The organism is Polynucleobacter sp. MG-5-Ahmo-C2 (assembly GCF_018687735.1).
GTDB lineage: Bacteria > Pseudomonadota > Gammaproteobacteria > Burkholderiales > Burkholderiaceae > Polynucleobacter.
Map to the genome: position 1 here is coordinate 1,479,533 of NZ_CP061304.1, position 20,011 is coordinate 1,499,543.

Annotated in this window: 22 protein-coding genes; 12 read left to right on the forward strand and 10 right to left on the reverse strand. The window is 46.6% G+C overall.

The features are described from left to right. The first annotated feature begins 17 nt into the window (after positions 1-17). Both C2740_RS07620 and C2740_RS07625 read left to right on the forward strand, forming a co-directional pair. Positions 18-221 carry a cold-shock protein gene (locus tag C2740_RS07620; RefSeq protein ID WP_011903586.1) on the forward strand — a complete coding sequence of 68 codons (204 nt, stop codon included), beginning with the start codon at positions 18-20 and terminating at the stop codon, positions 219-221. 84 nt (positions 222-305) lie between these two features. Continuing rightward, complete coding sequence (locus C2740_RS07625) at positions 306-758, forward strand: DUF192 domain-containing protein (protein WP_215292871.1); 453 nt, start codon at positions 306-308, stop codon at positions 756-758. A gap of 67 nt (positions 759-825) precedes the next feature. Here the strand turns inward: C2740_RS07625 and C2740_RS07630 are convergent, their stop codons facing one another. Genes C2740_RS07630 through argF form a run of 3 tightly spaced genes read right to left on the reverse strand, consistent with a single transcriptional unit; the run spans position 826 to position 3,369 of the window. Continuing rightward, positions 826-1,131, reverse strand: a complete 306-nt coding sequence (locus tag C2740_RS07630) for a pyrimidine/purine nucleoside phosphorylase (RefSeq protein WP_215292873.1) — start codon at positions 1,129-1,131, stop codon at positions 826-828. Between the two features lie 30 nt (positions 1,132-1,161). Then, positions 1,162-2,394: an argininosuccinate synthase gene (locus C2740_RS07635; RefSeq protein ID WP_215292875.1), complete on the reverse strand. Its 1,233-nt coding sequence runs from the start codon at positions 2,392-2,394 to the stop codon at positions 1,162-1,164. 36 nt (positions 2,395-2,430) lie between these two features. After that, positions 2,431-3,369, reverse strand: a complete 939-nt coding sequence (argF, locus tag C2740_RS07640) for an ornithine carbamoyltransferase (protein ID WP_215292877.1) — start codon at positions 3,367-3,369, stop codon at positions 2,431-2,433. Positions 3,370-3,527: 158 nt separating this feature from the next. Between argF and C2740_RS07645 the strand changes: the two genes are divergently transcribed. Further along, positions 3,528-3,842 (forward strand): DUF3579 domain-containing protein, encoded by a 315-nt coding sequence (locus tag C2740_RS07645; protein ID WP_215292879.1) that lies wholly within the window; start codon positions 3,528-3,530, stop codon positions 3,840-3,842. Between the two features lie 73 nt (positions 3,843-3,915). Here the strand turns inward: C2740_RS07645 and rpsT are convergent, their stop codons facing one another. Then, positions 3,916-4,182 carry a 30S ribosomal protein S20 gene (gene rpsT, locus C2740_RS07650; protein ID WP_071466054.1) on the reverse strand — a complete coding sequence of 89 codons (267 nt, stop codon included), beginning with the start codon at positions 4,180-4,182 and terminating at the stop codon, positions 3,916-3,918. A gap of 151 nt (positions 4,183-4,333) precedes the next feature. Here rpsT and murJ point away from each other — a divergent pair, with 151 nt between their 5' ends. Together murJ and C2740_RS07660 are read left to right on the forward strand one after the other, a co-directional pair. Next, positions 4,334-5,887, forward strand: coding sequence for a murein biosynthesis integral membrane protein MurJ (murJ, locus tag C2740_RS07655; RefSeq protein ID WP_215292881.1), 1,554 nt, complete (start codon positions 4,334-4,336; stop codon positions 5,885-5,887). A 5-nt stretch (positions 5,888-5,892) separates the two neighbouring features. Further along, positions 5,893-6,735 (forward strand): SirB1 family protein, encoded by an 843-nt coding sequence (locus C2740_RS07660; protein ID WP_215292889.1) that lies wholly within the window; start codon positions 5,893-5,895, stop codon positions 6,733-6,735. 33 nt (positions 6,736-6,768) lie between these two features. Here C2740_RS07660 and C2740_RS07665 read toward each other — a convergent pair whose 3' ends face one another. Beyond that, positions 6,769-7,413 (reverse strand): VTT domain-containing protein, encoded by a 645-nt coding sequence (locus C2740_RS07665; protein WP_215292891.1) that lies wholly within the window; start codon positions 7,411-7,413, stop codon positions 6,769-6,771. Between the two features lie 58 nt (positions 7,414-7,471). Here C2740_RS07665 and miaA point away from each other — a divergent pair, with 58 nt between their 5' ends. Further along, positions 7,472-8,476, forward strand: a complete 1,005-nt coding sequence (gene miaA, locus C2740_RS07670) for a tRNA (adenosine(37)-N6)-dimethylallyltransferase MiaA (protein ID WP_215292893.1) — start codon at positions 7,472-7,474, stop codon at positions 8,474-8,476. A gap of 23 nt (positions 8,477-8,499) precedes the next feature. Here miaA and purM read toward each other — a convergent pair whose 3' ends face one another. Beyond that, positions 8,500-9,552: a phosphoribosylformylglycinamidine cyclo-ligase gene (gene purM / locus C2740_RS07675; RefSeq protein WP_215292895.1), complete on the reverse strand. Its 1,053-nt coding sequence runs from the start codon at positions 9,550-9,552 to the stop codon at positions 8,500-8,502. Positions 9,553-9,624: 72 nt separating this feature from the next. Between purM and C2740_RS07680 the strand changes: the two genes are divergently transcribed. The 6 genes from C2740_RS07680 to panB are packed head-to-tail and all read left to right on the forward strand — an operon-like array spanning position 9,625 to position 14,893. Then, positions 9,625-10,614 (forward strand): AI-2E family transporter, encoded by a 990-nt coding sequence (locus tag C2740_RS07680; protein ID WP_215292897.1) that lies wholly within the window; start codon positions 9,625-9,627, stop codon positions 10,612-10,614. Positions 10,615-10,624: 10 nt separating this feature from the next. Beyond that, positions 10,625-11,380 carry a DnaA regulatory inactivator Hda gene (hda, locus tag C2740_RS07685; RefSeq protein WP_215292899.1) on the forward strand — a complete coding sequence of 252 codons (756 nt, stop codon included), beginning with the start codon at positions 10,625-10,627 and terminating at the stop codon, positions 11,378-11,380. A 19-nt stretch (positions 11,381-11,399) separates the two neighbouring features. Continuing rightward, the gene (locus tag C2740_RS07690) at positions 11,400-12,080 is read left to right on the forward strand and encodes an HAD family phosphatase (protein WP_215292901.1); all 681 of its coding nucleotides are present in this window, start codon (positions 11,400-11,402) and stop codon (positions 12,078-12,080) included. Continuing rightward, positions 12,077-13,480: a polynucleotide adenylyltransferase PcnB gene (gene pcnB / locus C2740_RS07695; RefSeq protein WP_215292903.1), complete on the forward strand. Its 1,404-nt coding sequence runs from the start codon at positions 12,077-12,079 to the stop codon at positions 13,478-13,480. The genes C2740_RS07690 and pcnB overlap by 4 nt, the downstream gene beginning before the upstream one ends. Positions 13,481-13,532: 52 nt before the next feature. Continuing rightward, the gene (gene folK / locus C2740_RS07700; protein ID WP_215292905.1) at positions 13,533-14,060 is read left to right on the forward strand and encodes a 2-amino-4-hydroxy-6-hydroxymethyldihydropteridine diphosphokinase; all 528 of its coding nucleotides are present in this window, start codon (positions 13,533-13,535) and stop codon (positions 14,058-14,060) included. Positions 14,061-14,077: 17 nt separating this feature from the next. Continuing rightward, positions 14,078-14,893 (forward strand): 3-methyl-2-oxobutanoate hydroxymethyltransferase, encoded by an 816-nt coding sequence (gene panB, locus C2740_RS07705; protein WP_215292907.1) that lies wholly within the window; start codon positions 14,078-14,080, stop codon positions 14,891-14,893. A gap of 7 nt (positions 14,894-14,900) precedes the next feature. On the opposite strand, the gene dnaJ is transcribed toward panB, so the two are convergent. The 4 genes from dnaJ to hemH form a co-directional block, all read right to left on the reverse strand. Next, positions 14,901-16,040 (reverse strand): molecular chaperone DnaJ, encoded by a 1,140-nt coding sequence (gene dnaJ, locus C2740_RS07710; protein WP_215292909.1) that lies wholly within the window; start codon positions 16,038-16,040, stop codon positions 14,901-14,903. Positions 16,041-16,140: 100 nt separating this feature from the next. After that, a complete protein-coding gene (gene dnaK, locus C2740_RS07715) occupies positions 16,141-18,075 on the reverse strand; it encodes a molecular chaperone DnaK (protein ID WP_215292911.1) in 1,935 nt (644 codons plus the stop codon). A 191-nt stretch (positions 18,076-18,266) separates the two neighbouring features. Continuing rightward, positions 18,267-18,809, reverse strand: coding sequence for a nucleotide exchange factor GrpE (gene grpE / locus C2740_RS07720; protein ID WP_215292913.1), 543 nt, complete (start codon positions 18,807-18,809; stop codon positions 18,267-18,269). Between the two features lie 75 nt (positions 18,810-18,884). After that, on the reverse strand, positions 18,885-19,979 hold the full coding sequence (hemH, locus tag C2740_RS07725; RefSeq protein WP_215292915.1) for a ferrochelatase: 1,095 nt from the start codon (positions 19,977-19,979) through the stop codon (positions 18,885-18,887). Positions 19,980-20,011: the final 32 nt, after the last annotated feature.

Here is a 20,011-nt window from a genome sequence, read left to right on the forward strand (position 1 = left end):
TATGTAATGGAGTTCGCATGGCGACCGGAATTGTTAAGTGGTTCAATGATGCAAAAGGTTTTGGCTTTATCAAACCTGATGATGGTGAAGAAGAGTTGTTCGCGCATTTCAGCGCAATTACTATGCCTGGGTTCAAAACCCTTAAGGAAAACCAAAAGGTAACGTTTGATATTACCCAAGGCCCTAAAGGCAAGCAAGCTACCAATATCCAAGCGGCTTAATAGTCCTTAGATCATTATGGAAAACCCAGGATTCGTTCCTGGGTTTTTTTTCGTCCACAATTTGCTCAATTTAAAATCTTCAATATGCACACATTATCAAAAGCCTTGCGCAATCTTTTTCCCTGCGCTCTTTTCATCAGCTCAAGCCTGGCCTTCGCGCAAGTGAATACTGGATTGCCAACAGTCGAATTAAGAACTGGGATCTACCGCATTCAAGCAGAAATAGCCGACACTCCAGAATCAAGGCAAACAGGCTTAATGAATCGCACTGGCATGCCAACGAACTCTGGAATGCTATTTATCTTTGAAGAAAAAGCGGGGCATTGCTTTTGGATGTTCAGTACCAAGATTCCTCTTGCAATCGCTTTCATTTCTGACGATGGCAAGATTGTGAATATTGAAGAGATGCAGGCGGGCACAACGAATAACCACTGCCCTAAAGCTCCCATTCGCTACGCCCTCGAGATGAATAAGCGCTGGTTCTCCGATCGAGTTATTGCGCCTGGGTCGGTGATGAGTGGTTTACCGAAGAAGTAGCGAGAAATCCTGATCGGGAAATAAAAAACGCAGACCGAGGTCTGCGTTTTTTCCTACGGTAGTTTATTCATTCAAAGTGACAAACATAGTGCACTGGCTGCTCAGCACGAATAATAAAGTAACCACCTTTTTCCACTTCCCAGCTCTGGCCAGCCTTAAACTCTTGCTCTGGAGCGCCGTTGATACTCACAAAAGCATTCCCATCTACCACCTCCATCACCTCTCTAGTACTTAGGTCAAAACGTAAAGTGCTTGGCAAAACCACACCAACCGACTTACGTACGCCATTAGGTAAGGTCACCGTGTGAGATACGCACTTGCCATCAAAAAACACATTGGCTTTTTTTCCTACTGAAACTTGATCAAATTGCATCTTGGTTCTTTCTAATCTAGTGATTACTAATTACTTCTTTGCACGTTTACGTTTCGCTATTTCAGCAATTCGCATACGCAAGGCATTGAGTTTGATAAATCCACCAGCATCAGCCTGGTTATAGGCGCCACCGTCATCATCAAAGGTTGCGATATTTTGATCGAACAAGGTATTCGCTGAGTCACGTGAAATTACAGATACAGATCCTTTGTAGAGCTTGAGACGAACAACACCATTTACCATCTGCTGGGTATGATCAATTAAGGTTTGCAAAGCGATACGTTCTGGCGCCCACCACAAACCGTTGTAAATCAAGCTGGCATAGCGTGGCATCAAGTCATCTTTCAAGTGAGCCACTTCGCGATCGAGGGTAATACTCTCTATGCCACGGTGCGCTTTTAGGAGAATCGTTCCTCCAGGAGTTTCATAGCAACCACGACTCTTCATGCCAACGAAACGATTTTCAACTAAATCAAGACGACCAATGCCATGCTTACCGCCAATACGATTTAACTCAGCAAGCAGTTCATGTGGTTTATACGCTTTGCCGTTGATGGCAACTGGATCGCCGGCCTTAAATTCAATTTCGATAATCTCTGGAGCATCTGGCGCTTTTTCAGGAGCAACTGTCCAACGCCACATAGACTCTTCAGCTTCAGCATTGGGATTCTCTAGATGGCGACCTTCATAGCTGATGTGCAAGAGGTTGGCATCCATCGAATAAGGTGAGCCGCCCTGCTTATGTTTCATCTCAACCGGAATGCCATGCTTTTCTGCATAGGCCATTAACTTCTCACGGGAGAGCAAATCCCATTCACGCCAAGGAGCAATCACTTTAATTCCTGGCTCAAGAGCGTAGTAGCCCAACTCAAAGCGAACCTGGTCGTTGCCCTTGCCAGTTGCACCATGCGACACGGCGTCTGCCCCCGTCAAGCGAGCAATGTCGATTTGGCGCTTTGCAATTAATGGGCGCGCAATCGATGTACCCAAAAGATACTCGCCTTCGTAGATCGTATTGGCGCGGAACATCGGAAATACAAAATCACGTACAAACTCTTCACGCAAGTCATCTATAAAAATGTTTTCCGGCTTGATACCAAACTGCAATGCCTTAGCACGTGCTGGCTCAAGCTCCTCGCCCTGACCAAGGTCAGCTGTAAAGGTAACGATCTCACAGCCATAAGTATCTTGAAGCCACTTCAAGATCACGCTAGTATCCAAACCACCGGAGTAAGCTAAGACTGCTTTTTTAATATCAGACATGTTTTTTTATTCAATCAAAATTAATTAACAAAGAACTTAGTCCAAACGGCCACAGAGTAAATACTCCATTAAAGCCTTTTGAACATGCAAACGATTTTCTGCCTCTTCCCACACGATGCTTTGAGGGCCATCAATCACCCCTGCAGAAACTTCTTCTCCGCGATGGGCTGGCAAGCAATGCATAAACAATGCGTCAGGCTTAGCGAGTGACATTAACTCTTCGTCAACCATCCAGTCTTGGAAAGCATTCATACGCGAAGTATTTTCAGCTTCATAGCCCATGCTAGTCCAAACATCTGTCGTCACCAAATCGGCGCCTTTGCACGCATCTTTTGGATCAGTACAAATGGTTAAGTGCTTCGCGACCGCCTGGGTTAAACGAGAGGCGTCCAACTGATAACCCTCTGGTGCCGAAAAACGAATCTGAAAGTCTAAGCATTCTGCGGCTTGTATCCAGGTGTAGGCCATATTGTTGGCATCGCCAACCCATGCCACCGTTTTACCTTGAATCGGACCGCGAGCCTCTACGAATGTAAAGATATCGGCCAATACTTGGCAGGGGTGATATTCATTGGTAAGCCCATTAATGACTGGCACCCTAGAATTGGCGGCAAAACGCTCAATGATGTCTTGGCCAAAAGTGCGGATCATGATGATGTCAGTCATCCGAGAGATCACCTGTGCAGCGTCCTCCACAGGCTCACCACGGCCTAACTGGGTATCACGGGTATTTAGGTATACAGCATGCCCACCAAGCTGATGGATGCCTGCCTCGAAAGAGAGGCGAGTACGTGTGGAATGCTTCTCAAAAATCATTGCCAAGGTGCGGTCGTGAAGTGGGTGCCAAGTCTCATAGCTCTTGAACTTAGACTTCAGCCATGCGGATCTTTTTAACAAATAGTCATATTCTTCACGGGTAAGGTCAGCAAACTGCAGGTAGTGCTTGACCTGACCAGGCACTTGAGGCTTCGCCATAGATGTCATAGTTGAGCTTTCTACTAAAGTTTTGGCTTGCATTTTTCTTAAACCATTCGACTGCACGAAAATAGAACCTAAAGTCATCTTACGGCCAACTCAGGCTGTTAAGCTAGATGACTTACCAATACTGATCCCACCACCCTCATTACGCGAACTTGAACCACAAAAAGCTTTTCATTCAAGGCATTACCACTTCTGGCAAACCATTTCGACCCAGTGATTGGGCGGAGCGTCTGTGCGGGGTAATGGCTAGCTTTCGCCCTCCAGGAGATTCTGGAGACCCGCGCTTCACTTATTCTCCCTATGTCATTCCGGTCGTGATTGCTGCAGTGAAATGCGTTGTTATTGATACCAGACTAGGCGATCTTGATCCAAGAGCGTTGGACTTTGTTACGAACTTTGCCAAAGACAACGGTCTACCGATCGAAGAGGCATGCGAGTTCGAACCCAAACCCCAAACCCAGTCCTAAAAACAAAAACCCGCTCTGATGAGGAGCGGGCTTAGGTCGAAATTACTTCGACCAGCCTAAAACAAATACTGTATTACGCTGCCATCGCCTTGATAGCTGCAGACAAACGTGACTTCTGACGTGCTGCAGTATTTTTGTGAGCAATCTTTTTGTCAGCGATCTTGTCGATCGTTGCTTGAGTTGCTGCAAATACTTTCGCTGCAGATGCTTTGTCACCAGTTTCGATCGCTTTACGAACTGCCTTGATGGAAGTGCGAAGCTTTGAACGCAAACTGGAGTTGTGTTCGTTCTGTTTTACTGCCTGGCGTGCGCGCTTACGCGCTTGTGCTGTATTGGCCATCTTTAAACCTTGCCTCTATAAATTGCAAAATGCGATTAGTTAAAAATCCTGCGGACTTGCCAGATTCATAAGCAAGCTCGCCAAAACCCAAGATTTTACCTTAAAGGGGCAAAAAAGCCCAGTCAACCTATAAATAGGTGAAAATCGGCTCATGAACCTGCTTTCTGCCGCCGCCAAGGTTAGCTCCCTCACTATGCTGTCCCGCATTACTGGACTGCTCCGGGAGACCTTAATCGCTCGAAGTTTCGGGGCTTCTGAGTGGACAGATGCCTTTAATGTGGCTTTTAGGATACCCAATTTACTGCGTCGATTATTCGCCGAAGGGGCCTTTTCGCAGGCTTTTGTCCCAATTTTGGGTGAAATCTCTAAGGATGGGGATCAAAAACAGGCTCAAATCCTCGTTAATGCTGTCGCCACCCTCTTATTTTGGGCGCTGCTACTCACGGTATTCCTAGGTGTAATTGGCGCCCCCTTGCTGATCCTGGTGATTGCTACAGGGTTTAGCGGTGGCCCAGCATATGAAGCCAGCGTCGTCATGACCCGCATTATGTTTCCCTATATTGGCCTCATTTCCCTAGTTTCACTATCAGCCGGAATTCTCAACACTTTTCAGCGCTTTGCCATTCCAGCTTTTACTCCCGTTTTATTAAACCTAGCTTTAATCGGAAGCGCGCTGTTTCTTGCGCCGCATTTAGAACAGCCAATCTATGCACTCAGTCTTGGAGTGCTCTTGGGCGGGGTCCTGCAATTAGTCATTCAAATTCCGGCGCTATCTCGCTTGGGTCTTTTGCCCCGCATTGGCTTGTTTCCAGGCGCCATTAAATCTGCCCTCACCAATCCCGAGGCAAGACGAGTTTTAAAACTCATGGGGCCAGCAGTCTTTGCAGTCTCAGTTGCCCAAATTTCCCTCATCATCAATACCAACATTGCTTCACGCTTACAAGCAGGTAGCGTGTCCTGGTTGTCCTACGCGGATCGCTTGATGGAGTTTCCGACAGCGTTGTTAGGCGTCGCCTTAGGGACCGTTCTTCTTCCAAGCCTAAGTAAAGCCAATGCTAAGAATGACCTAGTTCACGCCGGTGAACTACTCATCTGGGGATTACAACTCACGTTCTTATTAGCCGCACCTTGCGCAATTGCACTCTTTATTTTTGGTGAGCCCTTAGCGGCAGTGCTTTACCACTATGGAAAATTTAATGCGCTAGATGTCTTGATGACACAACGTGCATTAGCAGCCTATGGTGTCGGCCTCATTGGATTGATTTTGGTAAAAATTTTGGCGCCTGGTTTTTATTCACGCCAAGATATTCGCACTCCCGTAAAAATTGGTTTGCTGGTGCTGGTTGCAACTCAGCTAGCCAACTTTGTTTTTGTACCCTGGCTAGGGCATGCAGGTCTCGCCCTTTCTGTTGGCGCTGGCGCCTGCCTCAATGCCGCCCTCCTTTGGATAGGTCTGCATCAGCGTGGTGCCCTACCAAGCTCAGCGTGGGCGAAATACCTTGGGCAGCTATTTTTTGCCTTAATCCCCTTTTCTGCGGTACTTTTTTATGCCGCGGGAGCCCATAACTGGATCGCGCTGCAAGCAGAACCCTGGACGCGCATTAGTCTGCTGGCAGCATGGTTAGCACTTGCTGCCCTTGTTTACTTTGGAACCCTAGGTCTAGTTGGAATTCGCTGGCAAAAATTCTTACGTCATGCAAAATAGGACTTATGCCAACACAACAACTCGACTATTTCACCTCCTTAGTTGCTGAGGACGAACATCTTCCATTAACGGAGGCAGCAATCGCCGTAGCGCAACATGCATATCCAGATTTAGATGTTCAAGGCGTGCTCGATCAACTCGATCAACTGGGTAATAAGTTGAAGTCACGAATTACTCCTGACACATCACCAATTCAGCGCTTACAAATTCTGAAGCACTTCTTTTATACCGAGTTAGGATTTGGCCCTAACCCAAATGATTTCTACGCACCCGAAAATTCGTATTTGCACTATGTGCTTGAGAATCGCCGGGGCATTCCGATTTCATTGGCCATTCTCATGATGGAATTGGGAAATCAAATTGGCTTAAAAATTCGTGGCGTTTCATTTCCCAACCACTTCATGATGCGCATCTCCTTGGCGCAAGGTGAAGTGATCATGGATCCACTCACTGGAGAATCACTCTCTAAAAATCAATTACAAGAGATGCTAGATCCCTATTTAGATGCCAAGGGCTATCGTGGTGAATTGAGTTTGCCACTCAACGTCTTCTTGCGAGCCTCCAACCCACGTGAAATCTTGTCTCGCTTTCTGAGAAACCTCAAAATGATTTACTCGGAGCACGAACGCTGGGAGCGCTTACTGGGAATTCAGGAGCGCTTAGTCATTTTGTTGCCAGACTCCATTGAAGAGATTCGTGACCGCGGGCTAATCTTTGCCCAACTAGAATATTTGCGTCCTGCATTAGAGGATATGCATCACTACCTTAGTGAATCGCCAGAGGCGGAAGATGCCAGCGATATTCGTGAACATATCGCCACACTGGAGAGTCAAGCGAAGTTTCATTAAAGCCCAGCTTAAATCCAGGGATGATGTTTAACCCTACTTTTCTTTGCCCTGAAATATTTTGTAAAGGGCAGCCAAGACAACTGGAATAGCTGCAGCACCAACGCCTATCAAAACAATCACATTGAGGTTTTGGCGAATGATCGGAATATTGCCAAAGAAGTATCCGGCAATGACTAAACCAAATACCCATAATGCCGCGCCAGTAATATTAAAAAACTGAAAGCGTGAAAAGTTCATTTCTGATACCCCTGCAATAAAGGGTGCAAAGGTGCGAATGATAGGCAGGAAGCGCGCTAAGATGATGGTCTTGCCGCCATGCTTTTCATAAAACGCATGTGTCTTTAACAGGGCTCGCTGATCAATCCAGCGCGACTGGCTGCTAAAAACCCGTTTGCCGATCCAGCGTCCAATAAAGTAATTCACGGTGTTGCCCGCTACTGCAGCAGCCAATAAACCCAAACATAAGGTCCAGATATTGAAATGCTCAGTAGCGCAATAAGCTCCTGCTATAAATAAGAGGGAATCGCCCGGTAGGAATGGAGCAACCACTAAGCCGGTTTCAGCAAATACGATTGCAAATAGCAGCCCATAAGCCCAGGGGCCATATTGCGCGATCACTACATCTAAGTGGCGATCGATATGCAGAAATAAATCACTGAGTTGTAAAAGGGCATCCATTCACTTGCACTCCAAATATTGGCTTGATGCGGATATTAACAGGCTCCTATAATCAGGCATGCAATCTGAACCCTACATTCAGCCTATGCATGCTCCAGAGGCTGTGCCCGTTCTTTGTATCGTTGGCCCAACTGGTGCAGGCAAAACTCATCTCGCCATGCAACTTGCCGAGCATGCCAAATCCAGCGGCTTAACCATCGAACTCATCAGCATGGATTCAGCATTGGTCTATCGTGGTTTAGATATTGGTAGCGCGAAACCTACGAAAGCAGAACAAGCTGCGGTCGTTCATCATCTAATCGATATTCTTGAGCCCACAGAAGTCTATTCCGCCGCACGCTTTGCGCAAGATGCAAAACGTCTCTGCGAAGAAATCCGTTGCAGAGGAAATATTCCAGTCATTGTTGGTGGGACGATGTTGTATTGGCGGGCATGGGCATACGGACTCTCTTCGCTACCGCCAGCTAACCCAGAGATTCGTGCACGACTTGATGAAGCAGGTAAAGTACTTGGCTGGCCCGCGATGCATACAAAGCTTGCCAGGCTGGATCCAGAAACTGCAGCGCGCTTAAAGCCCAATGATTCACAACGCGTGCAGCGTGCACTTGAGGTATTTGAAATTACTGGCAAGCCAATGTCTGTATTGCTTGCCGATGCTCCTAGCGAGGATGGCAGGGAAGGATCAAGTATCCCAGAGTGGATTCGGTTGGTTTCACTTGAACCCAGTGACCGTAAACGACTCCATCAGAATTTAGAAAAACGTTTTGATGAAATGCTGCTTGCTGGGTTTTTAGATGAAGTCAGGGCTTTGCGAAAAAATCCAGATTTACACGCTGATCTACCAGCTATTCGCTCCGTAGGTTATCGCCAAGCTTGGGAATTTTTGAATGGCGAAATTGACGCTGAACAAATGCGCTATAAAGCATTAGCAGCTACGAGACAGCTTGGGAAACGCCAACTTACTTGGCTCAGAGCAATCGCAGGCAGAAATACTTTTGACCCCTTCAACCCAGGAGATCTGAAGGCTGCTCTAGATTACTGCAAAAGTAACTTAAAGAAATAAAAAGCGATTGTAGTAAGCGCTGTCTAGACAACAATAGTTTGTGGCGCGCCCTTTGGACGCTCAAGCACCTCGCCAACGGCCCAAGCCTTTAAGCCTTGAGCAGTTAATGACTTGATCGCAGCATCTGCTTGGTTAGAAGAAACAATGACCACCATGCCAATGCCGCAATTGAATACGCGAACCATCTCTGCATCTGCAACGCCACCCTTCATCTGCAACCAACGGAAGAGCTCAGGCATCTGCCAGCTATCACGATGCAAGACTGCTTGAGTATTCTCTGGAAGAACGCGTGGTACGTTATCTACTAAACCGCCACCGGTAATGTGCGCCATACCCTTCACATCAATTTCAGAAATGAGCTTCAGGAGAGGCTTCACATATATTTCGGTTGGCGCCATCACCACATCGCCGAGTAATTGACCGCCTAAATCGTCAGTAGGTTTTGCGCCTGCGCGTTCGATAATTTTGCGTACCAAAGAATATCCATTGGAATGCGCACCACTTGAACCAATTGCTAGCACAACATCGCCAGGAACAATAGTATTACCAGTAATAATTTTGGATTTTTCAACCGCGCCAACTGCAAATCCAGCTAGGTCATATTCACCCGGCGGATACATGCCCGGCATCTCGGCAGTTTCACCACCAATTAAGGCGCAGCCAGCGAGTTCGCATCCTTCAGCAATACCGCCAACAACAGTTGCTGCAGTATCCACACTAAGTTTGCCGCAAGCAAAGTAGTCTAAAAAGAAAAGAGGTTCTGCACCTTGGACCAAAATATCGTTGACACTCATTGCCACCAAATCCTGACCAATGGTGTCGTGGCGATTCCATTCAAATGCTAGGCGAAGCTTTGTGCCCACACCATCAGTACCCGAAACTAAAACAGGCTCCTTGTAACGCTTGGGCACCTCAAAAAGGGCTCCAAAGCCACCAATTCCAGCCAAAACGCCTTCCCGCATGGTTTTCTTGGCTAAAGGTTTGATGCGATCAACCAAATCATCCCCAGCGTCAATATCGACGCCAGCATCACGGTAGGAAAGGCCTTTTGATGGGGAATTAGTAGATGAAGTCATATTAGAGTCGGAATATTGGTGAAAAATGTCACTTGGTCAGTAGAATCATTGAATTCTAGAGGATTACTTGTAATGGCTGAAATTTTTACCCCTTTTCTGGCTGCTTTCATTCTGGCTTACATCCTTAGGCCTGCCTTTCTATGGCTGGAGAGACGACGAGTGCCAACTTCTTTGGGGGCTCTACTGACTGTAGTCCTTGGCTTAGGAGTCTTGATTGCAATTTTGAGTCTATTTATTAGCCTTCTTAGAACTGAGTTGCCTTTGATTAAGACCCAATTGCCCGGCTGGATTCAAAATACTCAAGCATGGTTAGGTCCAAAGCTATCTGAATTCCATATTGATGTCGATTGGGGTACCTTAAAAACTACCGCATCTCAAAAAATCTCAGATCATATTAGCGACAATGCTGATGCTCTCATGACCACTACTTTTGAAACTGTGCTCATGTCTGGCAGCTCTGTAATCGCTGGGTTTGTAAATTCTGTTTTGATTATCTTTGTCATGTTCTATTTACTCATCGACTGGGATCACTTCTTTGGACTTGTCAAAAAAATGGTACCGCTGCGCGCTCAAGAAACCGTTCATCACTTAGCAATGCACACGGATGGTTTGCTCTCACAATATTTACGCGGGATGGTCATCGTCATTTCCATCATGTCTGTTTTTTATAGCATTGGTCTAAGCTTGATTGGCATCAAAGGTTCTGTGGCCTTAGGTGTATTCACGGCCCTGATGATTGTGATTCCCTATATTGGTATTGCCCTCGGCTTAAGTCTTGCAGTCCTCTCCGCAATTCTACAATTCGGCATTGGCACTGAGTTGCTTGGGGTTTTAGTGATATTTGGCATCGGTCAACTCCTTGAAGGCTTTTTCTTAACACCCCGACTCATCGGTGAACGAATCGGCTTACACCCCGTTGCAGTGCTATTTGCCTTGCTACTTTTTGGCAATCTCTTTGGCTTTTTCGGAGTGCTACTTGCGCTGCCGATTAGTGCTGTGAGCTTGGTGTTAGTTCAATACCTTTGGTCTGTTTATACGCAAAGCTCTTGGTATCAAAAATAATTTCGCAGTAATGAATACACCCTCACTTCCAAGACAATTCGCTTTAGACCTTAGCCACATACCCAAAGCTAGTCTAGATAACTATCTACCTAGCAAAGACCTGGCTTTAGTTTCCGCATTACAGAATCTTTCAGAATCTTGGCAAGATCTTGCTCATACACAATCTAGCAATCCACTGAACAATCGCTGGATTTATTGGTGGGGCCCAGAAGGATCTGGGCGCAGTCATTTACTAGATGCCATGACAAACGCCGCAGAGAATGCGAAGATTCAATCTTTTTCTCTCAATCCGAGAGAGCCCATCTCCTGGGTGCGTGTTGAAGAAAAAATGGGCTCTCTTGCACAAAGTGATACGCCATCAGTTATTACCGTTGACGATGTGGATGCCTTAGACGAGCGCCTGATGGGCGCTTTATTTCGCATTCTCAACGGCGTTCAAGCCAGCAAGAACATTCATATTTTTATGGTCGGCAAGGCTGCTCCAGCCAATTTAGAAATACGCGAAGACCTGCGCACCCGCCTTGGATGGGGTTTGGTCTTTCAAACGCAACTTTTGGATGATGGTGAGAAAATACAAGCTTTAGAGCAAGCAGCTAAGGCTCGAGGATTGGTTTTGTCCCCAGATGTATTGCCTTGGTTATTAAATCGCTTTTATCGGGACATGCCCAATTTAATGGCCTTAATTGATGCTTTGGATGCGTATTCATTAGAAACAAAACGTGCCGTAACCTTGCCCCTCGTTCGCGAGCTCTTACAGTCAAAATAATTTACTTGATATTCAATTTGTGACCCAGCTAGCCCTCTTCGATTTAGATCACACCCTCCTACCTTGCGACAGCGATTATGAGTGGGGTCAATTTCTAGCGCGCATCGGCGTGGTCGACAGTGAGTATTACGCCAAACAAAATGAGCGCTTCTATCAAGACTATAAAGATGGCAAGCTCAATATTCATGAATTTTTACGCTTCGCCTTAAAGCCTCTTTCAGAACATTCGCGTGCCCAACTCAGAGATTGGCACGATACTTTCATGAAAGAAGTCATTAATAGTCAACTACGCCAAGAAGCGATTGACCTAGTAAAGCGCCATCAAGATGCCGGTGATCTTTGCTGTGTCATCACGGCAACCAATAGCTTTGTCACACGCCCGATTGTGGAAAGTTTTGGCATCGCACACCTGATTGCAACTGAACCCGCCACCGTCGACAATAATCCTGTCGCTAATTACACCGGCGAAGTGAAGGGCATACCGAATTTCCGCGAGGGCAAAATTCAAAATCTGCATGACTGGCTGGCAGCGCAAAAACTCTCTTTTGATCAGATGCCGCGGAGTTATTTCTATTCCGACTCGATAAATGACCTTCCTTTATTAGAAGAGGTCAGCAATCCTATTGCCACAAATCCAGATGATCGCTTGCGCCAAGAAGCTAGCAAACGTCATTGGCCTATTCTTGAACTGTTTACATGATTACTAAGTTCATCAAACGCATCCTGCGTCGCGACCCCATGGCAAAGCATACGCAAGCCAACAAAAGTGGGGCGCCAAAACGCATTTCTAAAAAAGCACACCGCATTGATCCCCATTTACTCTCAAAAAATGCTGTCAAAGTAACGCACACCCTTCAGCAAGCCGGCTTTGAAGCCTTCATTGTTGGCGGGGCAGTACGCGATCTCGTTTTAGGCATTGGCCCAAAAGATTTTGACGTTGCTACTAACGCCACCCCAGACCAAGTCCAAAGACTGTTTCGCAAGGCGCGCCTAATTGGCCGTCGCTTTCAGATTGTGCACGTAACTTTCTTTGGCAAAGGTCACCCTGAAATCATTGAAGTTTCCACCTTCAGAGCCTTGTTGGATAACGCTGGTGACCATGTTGCCGAAAGCGGTCGCATATTGCGCGATAACGTCTGGGGCTCACAAGGCGAAGATGCTGCAAGAAGAGACTTCACTATCAACGCTATGTATTACGATCCGTCTAGCGAAACAGTGCTCGACTATCACGGCGGCATGGCAGATATGCAAAAGAAAACTTTGCGTATGATCGGTGACCCAGCAAAACGCTATCGCGAAGATCCCATTCGTATGTTGAGAGCCATACGTTTTGCTGCAAAGACCGAATTTACTTTAGACGCTGCTACCCGCGAGCCCATTGCTAAGCTAAGCAATCTTTTGCAGGATGTTCCATCGGCTAGACTTTTTGATGAAATCCTCAAGTTACTCATGTCTGGCTATTCTTGGGCTGCGATTCAGGGCTTGAGAGATGCAGGTCTTCATCATGGTTTATTGCCATTACTTGATCACATTCTGGATAGTGGCGAAGATTCTAAGGGTGCAAATAATTTCGTTAAATTAGCATTAGCCAATACCGACGAACGAATTCAGTCCGGAAAAAGTGTTTCTGCTGGATTCCTCTTTGCCACCTTACTTTGGCCTGATCTGCTGAAAAACTGGAAAGCCAATATTGCCAAAGGTATATCCAATATCCCTGCGCTACACGATGCCATGGATGATACGATTGCCACTCAAAGTAGCGGTATGACGATTCAACGGCGCTTTGAGAGTGATATGCGCGAGATCTGGTCAATGCAGCCCCGCTTTGAAAAACGGGTTGGCCGCTATCCCTACCGCCTCATTGAATCCCCACGCTTTAGGGCTGGCTATGACTTCATGCTCCTGCGCTGCGCAACTGGTGAGCAAAACCCTGCTATTGGCGAATGGTGGACCAATTTCATTGCCTCCGATCCAGCAGGGCAAGAAGCCTTGATGGCTAGCGCCAAAAGTGACCCGGGGAACAGCGTGAGCTCTCCAACTAAACGGCGGCGGCGCCGAAAACCTAAATCTGCCTCAACTCCCGAACCTGAAGCAAGCTAAGCAAACTTAGAGAAATTTCAGTAAAGTAGTTTTATCTCAAGTTTGGAATCGTATGGCACGAGCATTTATTGGATTTGGTGGCAATATCGGCGACACACGGCAGCTCATTACTGACGCAATTGTTTGCCTTGCGCTGCGTGCTGAATTACAAATTCTTGCCAAAAGCTGTTTTTATCAAAGTGCGCCCGTAGAAGCAAGCGGTGGCGACTATATCAATGCTGTAATCGAAATTGAAACCGAACTTACACCCTATGGACTGCTGTATGTCTGTCAAGCGATTGAACAAGAGTTTGGCAGAGAGCGCCCCTACTCCAATGCGCCTCGTACACTTGATCTCGATATCCTGTCTTTTGAAGGTGTTACCCAAAACGATACTGCGCTGATTTTGCCTCACCCAAGAATGATTGAGCGTTCGTTTGTCCTCCTCCCTCTTCTGGAAATCGCACCTAATTTCTTTTTGCCAGATCTCGGCGAACTCAAGGCCTATTTACCCCAAGTTGCCCACCAAAGAATTGAAAAACTACCCTGCAGGAACTGCAATTGTGGGGAAAAAGACGTTTATAGCCAATCGGCGCATTAATTCATTAAACTCTCGCCATGGGTTACTTACAAGGCGATAAGCCAATCACCATTACCAAACTCCTCGCTATGCATGCTGAGCGAGAGAAAATTACTATGCTCACCGCATATGACTCGACTATGTCTGCGCTACTCAATCGCTGCGGAGTCGAGACTATTTTAATTGGTGACTCATTGGGCAACGTCATTCAAGGTCACTCCAGCACCACGCCAGTGACTATTGAGCAAATGGCCTATCACACTGAATGTGTGGCGCGCGTCAATACCCATGCATTCCTAATAGCAGACCTTCCATTTGCAAGTTACGGCGATCCAGCCCAAGCACTAGATTCTGCAGCAGAGCTGATGCGCGCTGGTGCCGACATGGTCAAACTTGAGGGCGGGGACTGGCAAGTAGACATCATTCAATATCTGGTTGAACGCAGCGTTCCTGTTTGCGCACACCTTGGCTTGCTTCCACAATCAGTCCATCTTTTGGGTGGCTATAAGGTACAAGGCAAATCTAAAGATGCTGCAAGTCATATGCTTGAACAAGCGCTAGCTTGCCAGGAAGCCGGTGCGCAGATGGTCGTGCTTGAAGCAATTCCTTCGTCACTCGGAGAAAAGATTACTGCCGAACTTCATATCCCAACCATCGGAATTGGTGCAGGACCAGATTGCTCCGGCCAGGTCTTGGTCTTACAAGATATGTTGGGTATCAGTCCAGGAAAACCACCCAAGTTTGTTAAAAACTTTATGGATGGTCACCAGTCAGTTGAGGCAGCGATTAAAGCTTACGTGCGCGACGTGAAGTCCGGAAAATTCCCCGGACTCGAGCACGGTTTTGCTGGCTAATTAGCCTCTAATTAAAGAAGCTCTTAACACCTTCAAACCAGCCTTTTTGCTGTGGGTTATGTTTATCGCCACCGGATTTGAGGCTTTCATCAAACTTTTGAAGTAGTTTTTTCTGCTCATCAGTTAACTTGACTGGCGTCTCAACTAAAACATGCACAAAGAGATCGCCCACCAAAGCTGAACGTAGTCCTTTAATGCCTTTATTACGCAAACGGAAAGTCTTACCTGTTTGAGTGCCCTCTGGAATCGGAAATTCCACGCGACCTGATAAGGTTGGAACCTCGATTTCACCGCCAATGGTTGCCGTTGCAAATGAAATCGGCATTTGTACATGCAAGTCGCTGCCGTCACGCTCAAATACTGGATGCGGCTTTACACGAACTTCTACGTAGAGATCGCCTGATGGGCCGCCGTTAATACCGGGCTCACCATTACCAACTGAGCGCACGCGCATGCCATCATCAATGCCTGCTGGAATTTTAATCTCCAGGGTTTTTTGCTCTTTGTGCTTGCCTGTGCCATGACAGGTTTTACAAGGCTTGGGAATGTACTCACCAGTACCGCGGCACTTTGGACATGTCTGCTGCATAGAGAAGAAACCCTGCTGGACACGCACTTGACCATGGCCATCACAGGTAGAACATTTTTCTGCTTTTGTACCAGGCTCTGCGCCAGTACCATGACATGGCTTGCAATTGCTCCAGCTGGGTATACGAATCTGTGTGGTGTATCCCTCGGCCGCTTGCTCGAGAGTGATATCCATGTTGTAGCGCAGATCGGAACCCTTATAAACCTGCGGACCAGCATGGCGCCCACCACCTTGACCAAAGATATCGCCAAAAATATCCCCAAAGGCATCAGCAAATCCGCCGCCACCGAAACCGCCGCCGCCGAAACCACCGCCACCCATTGAGGGATCAACGCCCGCGTGCCCATACTGGTCATAAGCGGCACGTTTATTGGGGTCGGAGAGTGTTTCGTAAGCTTCTTTAGCTTCTTTAAATTGCGCTTCAGCCGTTTTACTATCGGGATTGCGATCGGGGTGATACTTCATTGCCAGTTTGCGATAAGCCTTTTTGAGCTCTTCGTCATTAGCACCTTTTGCTACACCAAGCACTTCATAAAAATCGCGTTTACTTTTAGGCACGGCCTATTCCTCTCAACAACCTGAATGACACAAGTCGGCACGAGGCCGACTTGTTGTTTAAGCACATCAAAACTACGTTAATAGATATCCAATGACTTGATTACTTCTTGTCATCAACCTCTTTAAAGTCAGCATCCACTACGTCAGCATCTGGCGCAGCGCCAGGAGCTGCACCACCAGGGGCTGCGCCTGCAGCTGCACCAGCTTTAGCCTGCTCAGCAGCCATGACCTTTTCACCAAGTTTCTGACTTGCCTTACCCAAAGCTTCGGTCTTCGTTTCAATGGCTTCTTTATCGCTGCCCTTGATTGCTTCATCTAGTTCTTTGAGGGCCACTTCAATGACTTCTTTTTCAGACGCTTCTAAGCTGGCACCATGCTCTTCTAAAGCCTTCTTAGTAGAGTGAGCCAAGGCATCAGCAGTATTGCGAGCCGTTACCAACTCTAATGCTTTCTTATCTTCAGCAGCATTGGCTTCAGCATCTTTCACCATGCGTTGAATTTCTTCTTCAGTCAAACCAGAGTTCGCCTTAATAGTGATCTTGTTCTCTTTGCCAGTAGTCTTGTCTTTTGCTGTTACATGCAAAATGCCGTTAGCATCAATATCAAAAGTCACTTCAATTTGTGGCATACCGCGTTGGGCTGGTGCGATACCTTCGAGGTTGAATTCACCGAGCAATTTATTTGCAGCAGCCATCTCGCGCTCACCTTGGAAGCATTTGATGGTTACAGCAGGCTGATTATCTTCCGCTGTGGAGTAAACCTGTGAATGCTTGGTAGGGATCGTTGTGTTCTTTGGAATCATCTTGGTCATTACGCCGCCAAGAGTTTCGATACCCAATGACAATGGAGTAACGTCCAAGAGCAATACGTCTTTACGATCGCCAGACAATACAGAGCCTTGAATCGCAGCACCAACAGCAACTGCCTCATCTGGGTTTACGTCTTTACGTGGTTCTTTGCCAAAGATCTCTTTAACTTTATCTTGAACAGCCGGCATACGAGTTTGACCGCCGACCAAGATCACGTCATCGATATCCGCCACGTTTACACCAGCATCTTTAATGGCAGTTAAGCAAGGACCAGCCGTACGATTGATCAACTCTTCAACCAAAGACTCCAACTTGGCTCGGGTCAACTTCAAGTTCAAATGCTTAGGGCCACTAGCGTCAGCTGTCACGTAAGGCAAATTAATTTCAGTTTGTTGCGCAGATGACAATTCGATCTTGGCTTTTTCGGCAGCGTCTTTTAGACGTTGCAATGCCAAGACATCTTTACTCAAATCAACGCCTTGCTCTTTCTTGAACTCAGCAATGATCCAGTCAATAATGCGCTGGTCAAAGTCTTCACCACCCAAGAATGTATCACCGTTAGTTGAGAGCACTTCAAATTGCTTTTCACCATCAACGTTAGCAATCTCAATGATGGATACGTCGAATGTACCGCCACCCAAGTCATACACAGCGATCTTGCGATCTACTTTGTCTTGCTTGTCCAAGCCAAATGCTAATGCAGCAGCAGTTGGCTCATTAATAATGCGTTTCACATCTAGGCCAGCAATACGACCAGCATCTTTAGTTGCTTGGCGTTGGCTATCATTAAAGTAGGCGGGAACAGTAATCACCGCTTCCGTTACCTCTTCACCCAAATAATCTTCAGCAGTTTTTTTCATCTTGCGCAAGATTTCTGCAGAAACTTGCTGTGGCGCCATTTTCTTATCGCGTGCTGAAACCCAAGCATCGCCGTTCTCTGCCTGGACAATTGCGTAAGGCATTAGACCAATATCTTTTTGCACCTCAGGATCGGTGAATTTACGACCCATCAAACGCTTCACCGCATAGATTGTGTTTTTAGGATTGGTTACTGACTGACGCTTAGCTGGTGCACCAACCAATACCTCACCATCTTCAACGTAAGCGATGATGGATGGAGTTGTGCGACCGCCTTCTGCATTCTCGACAACCTTAGGTGCATTGTTTTCAACGACTGAAACGCACGAGTTAGTGGTTCCCAAGTCGATTCCGATAATCTTTCCCATAATTGCTCCAAAAAATTAAGTTACTTTGTTGTACTTCTAATGTGTAAGCGGCAATTCCCAGAACTACCGCAAATATTCCAATATTGAGTAAATGGGGGCTAAAAAGTCGAATTCAAGGGTAGAAACAGCAAAAAAGGCAGAAATCTGCCTTTTTTATGCTTTTATAAGGCTTTTAGCCCTACTGATTGGGTTTATTTAGGGGCGCTAACCGTCACCAAAGCAGGTCTAAGCACCCGATCAGCTACGGTATAGCCCCTTTGAAGGACTGAAACCACAGTATTGGCGTCTTGCTCAGAGGGGACCGAGGCAATTGCTTGGTGATGATGGGGGTCGAACTTATCGCCGACCGCAGGGTTAATTTCAGTCATTCGGCCTTTATCAAACGCAGATAAGAGCTGCTTGAGCGTGATTTCTAATCCTTCTTTAAAAGCCTTAGCATCGCCGGCATCAGTACTCAATGCTGCATACAGGCTATCAGTAACTGGCACTAAGTGCTCGGCAAAACTTTCAATCGCAAACTTATGCGCCTTGGCAATATCTTCAACTGCACGACGACGAATATTCTCACCTTCCGCTTTGGCTCTTAAGAAGTTATCTTCTAACTCGCCAATTTTTTGATTAAGCTCCGCAATCTCTTGCTCGGGAGTTTTGACAGCAGCAACTTCAGGAGCTGCTTCAGCTGGAGCATCCGCTGCTGGATTCTCTTGCTCTGGATTAGTGTTTTCTTGTGTCATGGATGCTCATTCACTTTTCTGTATTTGTTTTACGTAAGGCTAGTGCAAATGAATATTGGGGCATTCTATTCAATTTCAAGGCTTAGCCTTTTCAGCCAGTTCAGCCCTCTCGGCTCGTAGGGTTAACTCCGCTTTGGATTCAGTCCCCAAGGTCCAGCCTAGTAAGTGCTGATAGGCTATATCACTTAGGGCATCAATCCACTTGGAATTGCTATTCAAGCAAGGAATATAGCGGTAATCCTTACCACCGTGGTCTAAAAATATTTCTTTAGCTTCCATCGCAATTTCCTCTAAGGTCTCCAAACAGTCGGCCGGAAACCCTGGGCAAAAAATGTCAAGACGCTGGCAACCTTCTTTTGCTAACTTCTCAATAGTTGGAGCGGTATACGGTTTTAACCATTCGGCCTTGCCAAAACGCGATTGGAATGTAACGATGTATTGGCACGGCTCTAAACCCAAAGACTCTCCAAGCAAGCGACCTGTTTTAAGGCACTCACAGTGATAGGGGTCGCCCTTCATTAAATTGCGTTTAGGCAATCCATGGAAAGACATCACAAAACGATCGCCTCGATCAAATTCAGGGCGGCCATTTTGGTCCCAAGCACTAAGCACTTGATCACGCAATGCGTTAATGTATGCAGGATTATCGTGGTAATGCTTAACCAAACGGAGCTCAGGTTGATCCCTCCAAGTACCCAGCACCCGAAAGACTTCATCAAAACTAGATGCCGTAGTGGTTGCAGAATATTGCGGATATAAAGGCAGCAGTAGCAAGCGCTCCATGCCCTGGGCCTTTAGACTATTCAAGACCTCCTGGGTAGAAGGCTTGCCATAGCGCATTGCCAGATCAACTAAGACGGAGTGACCCTCATTCGCAAACTTCTCACCTAGCTCTTTCGCTTGTAAACGAGAGTAGTGCATCAAAGGCGACCCCAATTGTGGCAACCAAATCGATGCATATTTTTTTGCTGATGCACTACTGCGAATCGGCAAAATAATGCCGTTCAAAATGCACCACCAAATAATGCGTGGAATTTCTACTACACGTGGATCGGAAAGAAATTCTTTTAAATATGCTCTCACCGCTTTTGAAGTTGGTGCGGATGGCGTGCCCAAGTTCAATAGAAGAACTGCAGTCTTGCTTGCTCGTAAGTGTGGATTCTGATTCAAGATAATTTGTCTCTGATGGATGTATTGATAAA